Annotated in this window: 17 protein-coding genes and 1 pseudogene; 12 read left to right on the top strand and 6 right to left on the bottom strand. The window is 38.8% G+C overall.

The window, feature by feature from the left end; genetic code table 11:
• Window positions 1-21: 21 nt before the first annotated feature.
• The 3 genes from J655_RS16620 to J655_RS16610 all read right to left on the bottom strand — a co-directional run bounded on the left by J655_RS16620 (window position 22) and on the right by J655_RS16610 (window position 1,366).
• Entirely contained in the window at window positions 22-363 is a 342-nt protein-coding gene (locus J655_RS16620) for a YegP family protein (protein WP_002116533.1), read from the bottom strand.
• Window positions 364-574: 211 nt separating this feature from the next.
• Window positions 575-919 (bottom strand): zinc ribbon domain-containing protein YjdM, encoded by a 345-nt coding sequence (locus J655_RS16615; RefSeq protein ID WP_002116259.1) that lies wholly within the window; start codon window positions 917-919, stop codon window positions 575-577.
• Window positions 920-1,009: 90 nt separating this feature from the next.
• Window positions 1,010-1,366 (bottom strand): DUF488 domain-containing protein, encoded by a 357-nt coding sequence (locus tag J655_RS16610; protein WP_032006001.1) that lies wholly within the window; start codon window positions 1,364-1,366, stop codon window positions 1,010-1,012.
• Window positions 1,367-1,528: 162 nt separating this feature from the next.
• Here J655_RS16610 and rutD point away from each other — a divergent pair, with 162 nt between their 5' ends.
• The 8 genes from rutD to J655_RS16570 all read left to right on the top strand — a co-directional run bounded on the left by rutD (window position 1,529) and on the right by J655_RS16570 (window position 8,504).
• Window positions 1,529-2,335 (top strand): pyrimidine utilization protein D, encoded by an 807-nt coding sequence (rutD, locus tag J655_RS16605; RefSeq protein ID WP_032006003.1) that lies wholly within the window; start codon window positions 1,529-1,531, stop codon window positions 2,333-2,335.
• Entirely contained in the window at window positions 2,332-2,919 is a 588-nt protein-coding gene (locus J655_RS16600) for a malonic semialdehyde reductase (protein WP_032006005.1), read from the top strand. The genes rutD and J655_RS16600 overlap by 4 nt, the downstream gene beginning before the upstream one ends.
• Before the next feature lie 359 nt (window positions 2,920-3,278).
• Complete coding sequence (gene rutA / locus J655_RS16595) at window positions 3,279-4,397, top strand: pyrimidine utilization protein A (RefSeq protein WP_032006007.1); 1,119 nt, start codon at window positions 3,279-3,281, stop codon at window positions 4,395-4,397.
• Complete coding sequence (gene rutB / locus J655_RS16590) at window positions 4,394-5,146, top strand: pyrimidine utilization protein B (RefSeq protein ID WP_032006009.1); 753 nt, start codon at window positions 4,394-4,396, stop codon at window positions 5,144-5,146. Before rutA ends, rutB begins: the two co-directional genes overlap by 4 nt.
• A gap of 45 nt (window positions 5,147-5,191) precedes the next feature.
• Entirely contained in the window at window positions 5,192-5,575 is a 384-nt protein-coding gene (gene rutC / locus J655_RS16585; RefSeq protein ID WP_032052667.1) for a pyrimidine utilization protein C, read from the top strand.
• Window positions 5,576-5,641: 66 nt separating this feature from the next.
• Window positions 5,642-6,232 (top strand): NADH-dependent FMN reductase RutF, encoded by a 591-nt coding sequence (gene rutF, locus J655_RS16580; protein ID WP_078210294.1) that lies wholly within the window; start codon window positions 5,642-5,644, stop codon window positions 6,230-6,232.
• 31 nt (window positions 6,233-6,263) lie between these two features.
• Window positions 6,264-7,616, top strand: a complete 1,353-nt coding sequence (gene rutG, locus J655_RS16575) for a pyrimidine utilization transport protein G (protein WP_032006012.1) — start codon at window positions 6,264-6,266, stop codon at window positions 7,614-7,616.
• 15 nt (window positions 7,617-7,631) lie between these two features.
• Entirely contained in the window at window positions 7,632-8,504 is an 873-nt protein-coding gene (locus J655_RS16570; protein ID WP_080973433.1) for an NAD(P)-dependent oxidoreductase, read from the top strand.
• A 47-nt stretch (window positions 8,505-8,551) separates the two neighbouring features.
• Here J655_RS16570 and J655_RS16565 read toward each other — a convergent pair whose 3' ends face one another.
• Window positions 8,552-9,004, bottom strand: coding sequence for an SRPBCC family protein (locus tag J655_RS16565; RefSeq protein ID WP_014207573.1), 453 nt, complete (start codon window positions 9,002-9,004; stop codon window positions 8,552-8,554).
• Window positions 9,005-9,042: 38 nt separating this feature from the next.
• On the opposite strand from J655_RS16565, the gene J655_RS24650 reads away from it, so the two are divergent.
• The 4 genes from J655_RS24650 (at window position 9,043) to J655_RS16550 (ending at window position 11,807) form a co-directional block, all read left to right on the top strand.
• Window positions 9,043-9,159: a hypothetical protein gene (locus tag J655_RS24650; RefSeq protein ID WP_080591774.1), complete on the top strand. Its 117-nt coding sequence runs from the start codon at window positions 9,043-9,045 to the stop codon at window positions 9,157-9,159.
• A gap of 59 nt (window positions 9,160-9,218) precedes the next feature.
• Window positions 9,219-9,941: a YgfZ/GcvT domain-containing protein gene (locus tag J655_RS16560; RefSeq protein WP_032006014.1), complete on the top strand. Its 723-nt coding sequence runs from the start codon at window positions 9,219-9,221 to the stop codon at window positions 9,939-9,941.
• Window positions 9,942-10,087: 146 nt separating this feature from the next.
• The gene (locus J655_RS16555) at window positions 10,088-10,798 is read left to right on the top strand and encodes a DsbC family protein (RefSeq protein ID WP_032052666.1); all 711 of its coding nucleotides are present in this window, start codon (window positions 10,088-10,090) and stop codon (window positions 10,796-10,798) included.
• A 184-nt stretch (window positions 10,799-10,982) separates the two neighbouring features.
• Entirely contained in the window at window positions 10,983-11,807 is an 825-nt protein-coding gene (locus J655_RS16550; RefSeq protein ID WP_032006018.1) for a tetratricopeptide repeat protein, read from the top strand.
• A gap of 31 nt (window positions 11,808-11,838) precedes the next feature.
• Here J655_RS16550 and J655_RS16545 read toward each other — a convergent pair whose 3' ends face one another.
• Window positions 11,839-12,762 (bottom strand): AEC family transporter, encoded by a 924-nt coding sequence (locus J655_RS16545; RefSeq protein ID WP_032006020.1) that lies wholly within the window; start codon window positions 12,760-12,762, stop codon window positions 11,839-11,841.
• A gap of 56 nt (window positions 12,763-12,818) precedes the next feature.
• Window positions 12,819-13,928 (bottom strand): annotated as a pseudogene (locus tag J655_RS0104585) (NADH:flavin oxidoreductase/NADH oxidase).
• Window positions 13,929-13,934: the final 6 nt, after the last annotated feature.

Below are 13,934 nucleotides of genomic sequence, written 5' to 3'. Positions count from 1 at the left end.
GCTGCTTTTTTTAACTCAATTTTATGCCTGAACGGTTAAGTCTTTGATATTGGTTGATGAACCATTGTTTTTAACCGACTCGATTCCTTTATCTCGTGAAGCTTCACTTGCATAGAATTGACTCGTGCCAATAATTTGATGATTTGCAGCTTTTAAATTGAAATAAGGTTTCCCATTCTTTGCAGTTAAACGCTCATATCGGGCGTCATCACCACTGTTTTTCTGAATTGACTCAATACCATTTACAGCAGAAGCTTTTGCCTTATATAGCTCACTATTTAAAATAGGTTCACCATTTCCTGCCTTCAAAATAAAACGATATTGACCATCACTCGCTTGTGAAATTTCGTACCATCCTGCCATAAAAACCTCATTTTTTTGTTGGTGTGGGTATGACTTTCGTTATTATTCTGGACGAAAGTTATTTGTTATTAATGACAATATAAAGGCGTAAATATTCCTTGAACAGCCCATTTTTTATACTTTTTCGTAATAAAATTAAAATGATGTTAGGAATTTAAAAAGCAGAGATATAAACGTATATCTCTGCTGAAATGTAATAATAATTAACAGTTTAAGCTTTTTTTACAAATTCAGATTTTAACTTCATCTGACCAATACCATCAATTTTACAATCGATATTGTGGCCATCACTTGCATCTGGAACTAAACGAATCGTTTTTACCTTTGTACCTACTTTAACGACTGAAGATGAACCTTTAATTTTTAAATCTTTGATTACAGTGACGCTATCACCATCTGCCAAGACATTTCCATTTGCATCTTTAATAATTTCTTGTTCTTCAGTTGCTGATGCTTCTCCTTCTTTCCACTCATGTGAACATTCAGGACAAATCAATAAGTCGCCATCTTGGTAAGTATATTCTGATTGGCATTTTGGGCAGTTTGGCAAAGACATAAAAAAAATCTCAAAAAGTATATTATGCGAGAAATGACTCATTTTTTAAAGTTTTAAATAAGAGACTTTTACCAAAAAAAAATTTATATATTATTTTAAGTTTTTATTTAATAAATATTCCTTCAAAATAATTGCGTGATTGTTTTCAACATCTTTGGCTGAATATAAAAGTGTGATCGTATTCTTCAATGCGATTTGTTGTAGCTCTTGAACTGCGGAATTGGTCTCAAGCTCTTTTAAATAGCGCTGTTTAAACTCGTGCCAATGATCTGGTGTTGCAGCATGAAACCATTTTCTAAGCTCGGTCGATGGTGCTATTTCTTTTAGCCACAAATCTAAGTGGGCATTCTCCTTACTAATTCCCCTACTCCATAAACGGTCAACCAATATTCGCTTTCCATCACTAGGCTCAGCATTTTCATAAATTCTTTTAATATGTATATCCATTTCTGACACCTACTCAGCTTAATCTAAATATCATCACATTGATTTGCCTTACTCTACAATCTAAATCTTTTGCGCTAAATATTGTCTCAATTTGCCATTACTGATTAATTCAGGCATATAAATTGCTTTTGAATTTTCCATTATTTTATCAAATGGTAAAAAATGAAATATTATATTTATCCGTGTTCATCTCAAAAAGACGCCCCTTATTTGATTTTCTCATCTGGCTTAGGTGGTCATGCTAGTTTTTGGAACCCACAACTTGAATCGTTGAGTACGCATTTCAACATCGTGACTTATGACCAAGAAGGCTGTCACCAAGACAGTGCTTTATTACCTGCACACTACCATATGTGTGACATGGCAAATCAAGTACTACACTTATTAGAACATCTTCAAATTCATGAGTTTCATATGATCGGGCATGCTTTGGGTGGCATCATCGGAATGGAACTCGCAAAGCAACTACAATCCAGCTCAATTACCATGCTCAGCCTGACACTGATTAATGCGTGGGATGAACTAGATGCCCATACACAAAAATGTTTTGATGCCCGTATCGCATTATTAGCGTCAGCAGGTGCTGAAGCCTATGTGCGTGCACAGGCATTATTTTTGTATCCCCCAGCATGGATTTCTCAGAATCATAGCGACATTAAAAATACCGAAGATATTCAACTCCAAAACTTTCCACCTAAGACAAATGTATTTGCACGACTCAGAGCATTGATGCGCTTTCAATTACAAGCAGAGCACTTACAAGCATTGCAAAACACCGCAATTCATATCGTTGCCAATCAAGATGATTTTTTAGTTCCAGTACATAAATCACAGGATCTTTTTACCAAACTCGCTCATGGTCAACTCTGCATTTTACCCTCTGGTGCCCATGCTTCCACAGTGACCGAATCTCAACGACTAAATCAAACTTTCATTCAATTTTTCCATAACATTAAGGCCTTATCATGAATGCAAAAACATTAAATATTTTAGATCAACTCTTTTTAGAAGCTAGAACCCACAGCACGTGGTTAGATAAAGCGGTCAGCACTGAGCAAATTCAACAAATTTATGATCTGGTCAAAATGGCGCCGACTTCTGCCAACTGTAGTCCTGCTCGTTTTGTCTTTTTAACAACACCTGAAGCTAAACAAAAACTCAAGCCAGCATTGTCGTCTGGCAATGTAGAAAAGACGATGACAGCTCCTGTCACTGTTTTGGTTGCAACCGATGCAAGATTTTATGACAAACTGCCAGAACTATTTCCTTATGCCGATGCAAAATCATGGTTTACATCAAGTGAAGCCGTAGCACATGAAACTGCCTTTCGTAATAGTTCATTACAAGCTGCATATTTAATTATGGCATGTCGTAGTTTAGGTTTAGATACGGGTCCAATGTCTGGTTTTGATGCAAAACAAGTTGATGAGCTATTTTTTGCAGGCACAAATCATCATATTAATCTCATCATTAACATCGGCTATGGCGACCCTCAAAAAGTTTATACTCGCCTTCCCCGTTTAAATTTTGAAGAGGCTTGTCGGGTAGAATGAGTTAAGTACATAACTCCCTCTTCAATCTCAAAAGAGAAATACCTTAGTTCTACACGGCGACTTCAATGTCGCCTTTTTTTATTCTGCTGTTTTATAAAATTGGATGTAATACACACTCCAAAAGTAAAATTGATCAAATGATGCACAATAAAGCAAGTTAGTTCCTCCTTGGTGCATAATCGCATTATTTTTTACCATTTGATAAAAATTATACCAAACAATAAATTCAATACATTGATAAATATATAAATATTAAAGTTGGCACGAGCTATGCATTATTAAAAATACAACCAAACACTGAAAATTATATCGTTTATAGCTTTCAGTTCGACTTCCTAAACTCACGATGGGGAATCAAGATGAAGATCGGCGTTTTTTGTCCAATTGGAAATAATGGCTGGCTGCTTTCAGAAAATGCACCGCAATATAAACCTACCTTTGAATTAAACAAACAAATTGTACAGCGTGCTGAACACTACGGTTTTGACTTTGCCCTTTCCATGATTAAGTTACGTGGTTTTGGCGGAAAAACTGAGTTTTGGGACTATAACCTTGAAACATTTACCCTCATGGCAGGTCTCGCTGCTGTCACCAGTAAAATCCAAATTTATGCAACCGCTGCAACACTAGTCATGCCTCCTGCAATTGTGGCACGTATGGCATCGACCATAGATTCGATTTCCAACGGTCGCTTTGGACTAAACGTCGTGACCGGATGGCAAATGCCTGAATATTCCCAAATGGGTATGTGGCCTGGCGATGAATATTTTGCTAAGCGCTATGACTACTTATCTGAATATGTCGAAGTTTTGCGTGAACTTTGGGCAACTGGGAAGTCAGACCTAAAAGGCGAGTTCTTCCAAATGAATGATTGTCAGGTCAAACCACAGCCTCAAGCTGATATGAAAATTATCTGTGCAGGACAATCAGATGCTGGTTTAGCTTTTTCCGCAAAATATGCTGACTACAACTTTGTTTTCGGAAAAGGTGTAAACACACCGACAGCGTATGCCGAAATTAATGATCGCTTAAAAGCTCAAACCGACAAAACTGGACGCAATGTACAGACCTATGTGTTGTTTATGGTAATTGCTGCCGAAACAGATGAAGCTGCAATGCAGAAGTGGCAACACTATAACGACGGTGCGGACATGGAAGCTATTCGTTGGCTACAAGACCAAGGTGCAAAAGATAAAGTGTCTGGCACCGACACCAATATTCGCCACATGGCCTCTAGCGTTTCTCCCGTCAATATCAATATGGGCACCATTGTTGGCTCTTTTAAAAATGTCGCAAAAATGCTCGATCAAATTTCCGAGATTAAAGGGACAGAGGGAATTTTGTTGACCTTTGATGACTTTTTACAAGGCGTAGAAGATTTTGGTCAACGCATTCAACCGCTCATGAAATGTCGTGAAAGTGTCGTTACCGAACTGGCAGAGCAAGCCGCACCAACTGTTTTGGAGAAAAGCGCATGAATGAAATGTCTAATATTGTATGTGCAGAATTCACGGCACAGATTGGTACAGGCAAAGTGTTGAAAGCCGAACCTGAACATATTCAATTAGCAGCAGAACAAACTGCGCTTATTGTCATTGATATGCAAAATGCCTACACCTCTTTAGGTGGGTATTTAGATTTAGCAGGTTTTGATGTCTCAAAGACTAAACCCGTAGTCGAAAATATTAAAAAGGCGATCGATGCTGCACATAGTGCAGGGATTCAGGTCATCTATTTTCAAAATGGTTGGGATAAAAACTACGTCGAAGCTGGTGGTTTAGGTTCACCAAATTTTCATAAATCCAATGCTTTAAAAACCATGCGTAAACAGCCTGAGTTACAAGGCCAACTTTTATCTAAAGGCGGTTGGGACTTTGCTTTAATTGATGAGTTACAACCTCTTCCACAAGACATCATTATTGAAAAGCCACGTTATAGCGGTTTCTTTAACACAGCGCTCGACAGCATTTTACGTGCTCGTGGCATTCGTAATTTGGTCTTTGTAGGCATTGCCACCAATGTCTGTGTCGAGTCGACCTTACGTGATGGTTTCTTTTTGGAATATTTCGGTGTTGCACTTAAAGATGCTTGCTATCAAGCCGGACCTCAAGAGGCTCATGACGCAGCCCTATATAACATTAAAACTTTTTTTGGCTGGGTATCTGACACCAATAGTTTTATTGAAACCTTTAGTTCGGCATCAACATTGCTACAGCAATCTGCCTAATTCATGCATTTAATTTTATCTAAATTTTTTGATTTGGAGCATCTTATGTCTAAACAAGTTGTTATTCCTGAAGGAACAGCGGCACCACTTGCACCCTATGTTCCTGCAACCAAAGCAGACAATATTGTGTATGTCTCAGGCACATTGGCTTTTGATGAAAATAATAATGTGGTCTGTATTGGTGATGCCGCAGGACAGACTCGCCATATTTTAGAAACGATCAAAAAAGTGATTGAAACTGCAGGTGGCACCATGGATGACGTAACGTTCAATTCCATTTTCATTAAAGATTGGGCCGACTATAGCGCAGTAAATACGGTATATGCAGAATATTTTCCGGGTGACAAACCTGCTCGCTTTTGTATCCAGTGCGGCTTGGTGAAACCTGATGCCTTAATTGAAATTGCATCGATTGCCCATGTGGGATAAACGATGTCACTGATAAAAACCTTCAGCATCATAACTGATGTGATGTTTTAGCCTCGATTCATTGTAATGATCATGCATTGGGGTTGGAGAGCAATCATGCAAAAAAGAGAAGAGAAACAGGTTTTAACTCCATCTGCTATTCAGCAGGCTCAAACATGCTCAACACACTTAGAAGTAGATCAGCATACTTTTAGACAAGGCATGGCAAATCTTGGAGCAGCAGTGAATGTCATCACGACAGATGGACCTGCGGGACAGGCTGGCTTTACAGCCTCCGCTGTATGTAGCGTAACCGATACACCACCGACACTATTGGTTTGTCTCAATCGCTCAGCATCTGTGTTTAATACTTTTAAACAAAACGAGGTGCTTTGTGTCAATACTTTAGCTGCCCATCAAAGTACGCTATCTACAATATTCGGCGGAAAAACACCAATGCCAGAACGCTTTGCCCATGGGGAATGGAGCAAGCTACTCACTGGTTCTCCGATTTTGAATGAGGCCTTGGTGTCATTTGATTGTGAAATTGTACAAAGCATGAGTATCGGTAGTCATGACGTCTTGTTTTGTGCGGTCAAAGCAATGAAACACCAAAGTGGACTTAATGCACTTATGTACTTCAACCGCAGTTATTGCGAATTACAAACAGCATGCTAATGCAGATAAAAAATGAAAAAGAGGATCTGTTATGCGAACAAAAGAATCTTGGTTTCCTAAATTTAAGCCGCACACAGGTAATTTAGAAACTCCCGTACAAATTGATGAATATCTCCCTCCCGGTAAAAGTATTGTTTTGGGGTTACAACATGCTTTTGCTATGTTCGGAGCAACTGTTTTAGCTCCGTTACTCATGGGCTTTGATCCGAACCTCACCATTTTTATTACTGGTATTGGCACCATCTTGTTCTTTTTAATTACAGGTGGGCGTATGCCTAGCTATCTCGGATCAAGTTTCGCCTTTATTGGTGCAGTCGCTGCAGCCACAGGCTATGCAGGGGTTGGATCAAATCCCAATTTAGCTGTGGCGCTGGGCGGTACAATCATTTGCGGTTTGATTTATGCATGCATCGGTTTAATTGTCATGAAAACTGGAACTGCATGGATTGAAAAACTCATGCCACCCGTGGTCACTGGTGCAATTGTCATGATTATTGGTTTAAACCTTGCACCTGTAACAATCAAAAGCGTTTCGACAAATAGCTTTGACACGTGGATGGCAGTCATTACCATTTTATGCATTAGTGCCGTTGCTGTTTTTACAAGAGGTATGATTCGCCGCCTTCTATTACTCATCGGGCTCATCAGTGCTTATTTTATTTATTTCCTACTCACTAATATCTTAGGGTTAGGCAAACCCATCGATTTTAATGCAATCAGTCAAGCTGCATGGTTTGGCCTACCAACTTTTCACTCACCTGTTTTTAATACCAAAGCTATTTTATTGATTGCACCTGTTGCGCTTATTTTAGTCGCTGAAAACTTGGGACATTTTAAAGCGGTTTCTGCCATGACAGAACGTAATTTATCACCATATATGGGGCGTGCTTTTTTTGCAGACGGTATCTGTACAAGTTTATCAGCTTCTGTTGGTGGTACAGGCATGACGACTTATGCTGAAAATATTGGAGTAATGGCTGTAACTAAAGTCTATTCAACGACTATTTTTGTGATTGCGGGACTATTTGCAATTCTACTCGGTCTATCTCCTAAATTTGGAGCAATCATTAGTACCATCCCTGTCGCTTTATTAGGCGGTGCATCCATTGTTGTCTTTGGTTTAATTACTGTGGCTGGAGCAAAAATTTGGATCGATAACAAAGTTGATTTCACCAAAAATAGTACTTTAATTATTGCAGCAGTCAGCCTGATTATGGGTGCTGGTAATTTAAGTCTACATATTGGGCCATTTGACCTAGGGGGTATTGGAACTGCAACACTTGCAGCAATTGTGCTTAACCTATTACTCAACAGAACGGAAAAATCCGAAAGTCAATCTATTGAAAAATCAGTAGAACCACTTAATTCTGTCCCACATCTCTAGTTCTGGAGAAACTCCTTGATTCAAAGTGTTTCATTTATCGGTTTAGGTGCGATGGGATGGCACATGGCTTCCCATTTAACCCAAGTATGTAGCCAAGTGTATGTTTGGAACCGTACTTTTGCTAAAGCAAAGCAACATGAACAATCCTTTGGTACGCAGGCTGTAGACCTGACACAAGCTCTACAAGCAGATATTATCTTTTCATGCCTACCGACTAGCCAAGATGTAGAAAATTTAATTGCGGATTCTCAACTAAAACAAGGCTGTATTTGGGTGGATTGCACTAGCGGTGTGCCAGAGACTGCAAGAAAACTCAGCCAACAGCTCAAAGTAAATGGAGTTGATTATTTAGATGCACCAGTTTCAGGACAAACGATTGGAGCTGAACGAGGAACTCTCACGGTAATGGTCGGAGGTGACGAGTCTGCTTTTAAAAGAGCAAAACCAATCATTCAAGCGTTTGCTAATTTAGTTGAATATGTTGGCGATAGTGGTGCTGCCTTTGCAGTAAAAGCCATCAATAACACATTAATGGCAACACATCTTTGGGCGTTGGCAGAGGGATTAAGTATCCTTAAATCTCAAGGCGTAAATTTACACTCCGCAATGAACTGTATTAACCACTCTAGTGGCAAAAGTAATGTTTCAGAACACATCATGATGCAACGTGTTTTAAACCGCAAATTTGAAAAAACTTTTGCATTAGATTTATTACAAAAGGATATTGGAATTGCACTAAATCTCGTTACTCAAAATAATTTGGAACTTCCAGCTTTTAGTCTTATTCAGCAACAGTTTAATCAGGTTTCCAAACCCGATGCACAACAAGTCGATTTTTCAGCCATAGTTAAGCTATTGGAACAACAAAACCAATTAGAACTATGTTAAGAGTAGGTCATACGACCTACTCTTTTTTATAAGAAAGTAGAGTGACTTTATTGATCTGGAATTTCAGCTTCAATCAATAAGGTAAGCAAAGATAGGGATTCTTGCCACCCTAAATAACAAGCTTCTACAGGAATCACTTCTGGTATGCCTTCTTGCGTAATATGCACTTCTGTACCTACCAATACGCTTTTTAATGTAATAGTAACCTGCATAGTCCCGGGTAAATTTGGATCATCGAATTGATCGTTGTAGCGAATTAGTTCATTTGGAACTAATTCCACATATGTTCCGCCAAAAGCATGTGTTGAACCTGTTGAAAAATTGGTAAAACTCATTTTGTATGAGCCACCAACATTTGCATCAAAACTATGAACTTTCGCAGTAAAACCGTGGGGCGGTAACCACTTGACTAAAGCATCTGGATCTAAAAATGCACGATAGACTCGCTCGGCTGGTGCCTTAAACACGCGATGAAATTTCACTGTACCTGTTGCCATCATATTCTCCTTATTTTAATTTCCTTAAAATTATTGAAATTATGGCTATTAGCTTAAACCTTCCGATTTATCCGAACGTATATTTTTGGTGTTTTTTTAAACAAAAAAGCCAACTTAAGGACAAACTCAAATTACGAAAACTATGGCTGATTTTTTAGTAAAAATGGAGCAAAATAGTCAGCAATCATAAAGAAACATATTGAATTTGAGATTAATCATGAGTCTGCTCGCTTTCTCCTCATATGCTTTAAACGGTGTAGATGCACAAAAGTTTTTACAAGGCCAAGTTACTGTAGATACTGAACGTTTAGCTGAAAATGAAACTCGCTATACAGCTATTTGTGATCTTAAAGGTCGTATTCACTTTGGCTTATGGCTAAAGAAGATTAATCCTGAAAGTTTTGAAATTGTAGTTACTCAAGATCAAGCTGAAGAGTTTGCCAAACATATTAAAAAGTATGGTGCCTTTTCAAAAATGACCTTAAGTGAACAAGGTGCTGTGTTTCCAAAAGTTGTGAATCATCAAACTGAGTTCACTACTGCTGAAACTGATATTTCAGAATGGCAAAAACAAGCCATCATGACTGGTCAAGCGTGGATTACACAGGCAACTGAACATGAATTCCAGCCACAAGAATTGCGTTTACATCAACGTGAAGGCGTCAATTACGACAAAGGCTGTTACCTAGGTCAGGAAATTGTGGCGCGTCTTTGGTTTAAAGCAAAACCAAAACATTGGTTACATCTCGTACAAGGTACAGGTGAAGCGCCTGCTTCAGCAACTCAATTAAATAATGATGTTGAAGTCGTTAATAGTATTGCAAATGATGAAGGCTATCTTGCTTTAGTTGTTGCGAAACCTGCTGCTCTACAAGAGTTGGGGCTTCAAGTTCTTAAGTTACCAGAAGCTTTAAGTGGTGACGTTGCAAGACCACAATAATAATTTTTATTAGTCCAAACTGCCCACTGCTAAGTTAGTGGGCTTTTTTATAGATACAAAACACTAATGATTTCATTAGATTAGAACGTCAATTTTTTAAGCTTTATATGCCATCATTAGCCCTGTTGAAATTAAAGAGAAAAAAGATGAAAACTAAACTTGCTACACTCATGTTGAGTCTGGCTATTTTCGGTTCTGCTCATGCTGATGTTAAAACACTTGAACAAAATCTTAAGACAAATTATCCCGATTTGCCTGTAAAAGGTGTTTATCAATCGCCTGTACAAGGCATTTATGAAGTCTATACAAGCGGCCGCATTGTTTATACTAATCAAGATGCGAAGTACTTTTTTGTTGGTAATTTAGTCGATATTAAACAACAAAAAAATATGACTGAAGAACGTATTGCCGAACTGGGCAAAATTGACGTTAAAAGTTTGCCATTAAATCAGGCAATTAAATATGTAAAAGGTAAAGGCGAACGTACGCTCTATGTCTTTAGTGATCCAGATTGCCCATATTGCCAGCGCCTAGAACAAAATATGGTTGGGGTTGATAACGTAACCGTATATGTGTTCCTTTATCCTCTTACTAGTTTGCATCCAAATGCTGAAAAAGTTTCAAATCAAATCTGGTGCTCAAAAAATCCAGCAGAAGCTTGGACAAACTATATGCTTAATCGCAAATTAACGACTAATAGCAAAAGTTGCTCAAGCCCGATTCAGAAAAATATTGCTTTAGGTCAAAAATTAAATATCGATGGAACACCTACCCTGTTCTTGCAAGATGGCCAAAGACTCTCTGGTGTACCAAGTGATGCCAAGCAAATCGAAGCATTACTTCAGTCAGCAAAATAATAATATTACCCACTGCATTATATGAATGTGAGTGGGTATTTTTTCTCCACAATTTGCCCAAAGTGCAGTGCTTTATATACAAATCGGCTGTTTACTTTCAGCAATCAATATTTATGATGAGAAATTGAAACTCTTTCATGCATCAATGGATTGATGTAGCTACGAAGTAAAAGGTTAAAAAGAAATGAAGAAATTACTAATCGCAAGCCTAATCACCCTTTCAAGTGCATCAATTTTTGCAGCTGATAACACAGCGACTGCTGCTAAAACCGATGTTTTTAAACAAGCTGAGCAACTCTACGCAGCAAAAAATTACTCTGCCGCATTTCAAGAAATGCAACGCCTAGCCCAAACAGGTAATGCCCAAGCTATTTATAACTTAGGCTATATGACTCAAATGGGCCAAGGTATAGCAAAAGATTCTTCTAAGGCCCTAAAATATTATGAGGATGCTTCAAATAAAGGTTACGCCCAAGCAAGTTACACGCTTGCACAAATTTATGAGACTGGTGAATTGGGCGTTGCGAAAGATAGCAACAAATTCAGTCAATATATTCAAAAGGCATCGGCTCAAGGTTCTGATGATGCAACTGTGAAAATTGCGACAATTTTATTTGCTCAGAAAAAACCGCAGTCACATCAAATTGCCCTTCAAAAATTGGCGCCTTTAATTCGAAAAGGTAACTATCCTGCTATTCAGGTCAAAGCACTCTATGACATTAGCCAAGGTGTTGAAAATAAAAATCCTTTAATGAAACGCCAAGGTATCGAAGCTTTACAGTCAATTGCACAAAAAGGCTATGCACCTGCTTCTATGGCTTTAGCAACCATGATGGCGAATGGCAATATCATTCCGCAAAACCTACCGCAGGCTAAAAAGATCTTTACTGAACTTGCCAATCAAAATGTGCCTAACGCTAAAGAATCGTTAGCTTCGGTTGATAAGATTATTGCAGAAAAGAGCAAACAGGCTGCAAATGCTCCCGCACAGCCAGCGCCTAAAAAATAGTAAGTAATTAGCCCCTTATGGGGCTTTTCTTTTACCACCACAAAGCAATAAGCCAGCTCACACCAATAAAACCAACAATTGTACTAATCATAAGTGGTGTTAACGCCTTTTCATTTAAGCCATAGGCTTGTCCAAAAATGCCGAAAGCAATCGGCATCGGTAAAGCAGCGATTAATGTTCCTGCGTAAAGCATTTCACGGCTTACATTTGGAGTTATTAAAAAAAGTGCAAAAATAACAGATGGCATTAGTACAACTTTAAAGGTCGCTAACAAAACGCTTTCTATATTTACCGTTGTTATTCCAATACCTACTAAACTTCCGCCAATTGCAAACAAGGCCAAAGGCGAAGCTGTACGCCCAAGTAACTCTAAAGATTGGTCAAGCGTTGCAGGAAGATTAACATCTAAAAGAATGCATCCCATCCCAACCAAAATAGCGATAATGACAGGGTTCTTGAGTAAGTTTAAAAAAGTCTGTTTTAACAGCGGTAAAAGATTTTGCTGTTGATGTAAACCAGCTTCGGCCAAAATGAGCATCAGCGCCACAATCAATAAATTCTCAATGATGAGTGTTAAAGAAATATAGATCGCAGCGTGATTACCTATCAACATGGTTAGAATAGCTGTTCCCATAAATCCAGTATTCGACATAGATGCCCCCATCGATATGACGGCGCTATGGGTTAAGCTATTTTTAAAATATTTTCTATAGAGAATAAAAGCAAAGAAAAATAAAATTAAAGCCCCGCCACCATAAGCAAGAAAATAAGCTGGGTGCCAAATGTCTTGTAAGTTTTTATTTGCCAATGAGTGAATTAAAAAAGCCGGTAAGGAAATTTTAATTACGAATGCGCTAAGAGCCCTGATCTGTTCAGGTGTTACCAATTTGATGAGGACACAGACATAGCCCATCAATAGCAATATCAAGATAGGTAAAATAACCTGAAAAACCACTGACCGTCCTCACTTCACGAAAGAAAAATGGGCAAAGATAACTTTGCCCAATACAATTAAAAAGAGTTAAAAAGCTGCTTTAATCCATGAGGTTGGCAACGTAAATACTGAGGCGCAATTTTAACTTCTGCCCCTAAAGCCGCTGCTGCATGCCAAGGCCATCTTGGGTCATATAACATTGCACGAGCAAGACCAATAGCATCAGCTTGCTGGTTTTCCAGAATTTGTTCAGCATGTTCTGGCTCAGTAATTAGCCCTACAGCAATGACTGGAATAGACACATGCTTTTTAACTTGTTCAGCAAAAGGCACTTGGTAGCCAGCCCCAATCGTAATAGATTGATGTTCGTGCAAACCGCCACTAGACACATGCACATAGGCTGCACCCAATTGCTCTAAAGCTTTTGATAAGCCCACTGTAGATTCAACGTCCCAATGCTCGATACTCTCCAACCAATCGGTCGCAGACAGCCTAACACCAACAGGATAACCTTCAGGTACAGCTAGTTTAATTGCCTGAAGAACCTCAAGGGTCATACGCATACGGTTTTCTAAAGAACCACCATATTCATCAGTACGCTGATTGGCAATTGGCGATAAGAATTGATGTAGTAAATAACCATGCGCAGCATGAACTTCAATCAACTCAAATCCAGCTTCTACAGCACGTTTTGCCGCTGCTGCAAAGTCTTGTTGAACTTGTTTAATCTCAGCAATGGTCAAAGCATGTGGTGCAGCATCATGCACTGAAAAGGTACTTTCACTTGGAGCAACCGTTTGCCAACCATGAGGCTGATCTTTTGCAATCTGACCTTTACCTAACCACGGCTTTTCAGTAGACGCTTTACGTCCTGCATGTGCTAACTGAATCCCAAATGGCATTGGTGAAAGTGTATGAACCTAAGCTAACAACGCTTTGATTTGGTCACGTTGCTGATCATTCCAAAGCCCAAGGTCAGCATAGCTAATCCGACCTTCAGGTTGTACAGCAGTCGCCTCTACAATACAAAGTCCTGCACCAGATAATGCATAATTTGCCCATTGCTGTTCATGCCAATAGGTAATTTCACCATCATCTGTTGCCGAATATTGGCACATCGGAGCAATTACAATTCTATTGACCAGTTGTAGTGAACCAAAGTTAACCGTTTCAAATAATTTTGCCATTTTTAA

This window comes from Acinetobacter sp. 1294243 (genome assembly GCF_000588015.1).
In the GTDB taxonomy this organism is placed as follows: Bacteria; Pseudomonadota; Gammaproteobacteria; order Pseudomonadales; family Moraxellaceae; genus Acinetobacter; species Acinetobacter pittii.
The sequence above is the reverse complement of the archived record's forward strand: the minus strand, read 5'-3'. Positions and strand labels throughout refer to the sequence as shown.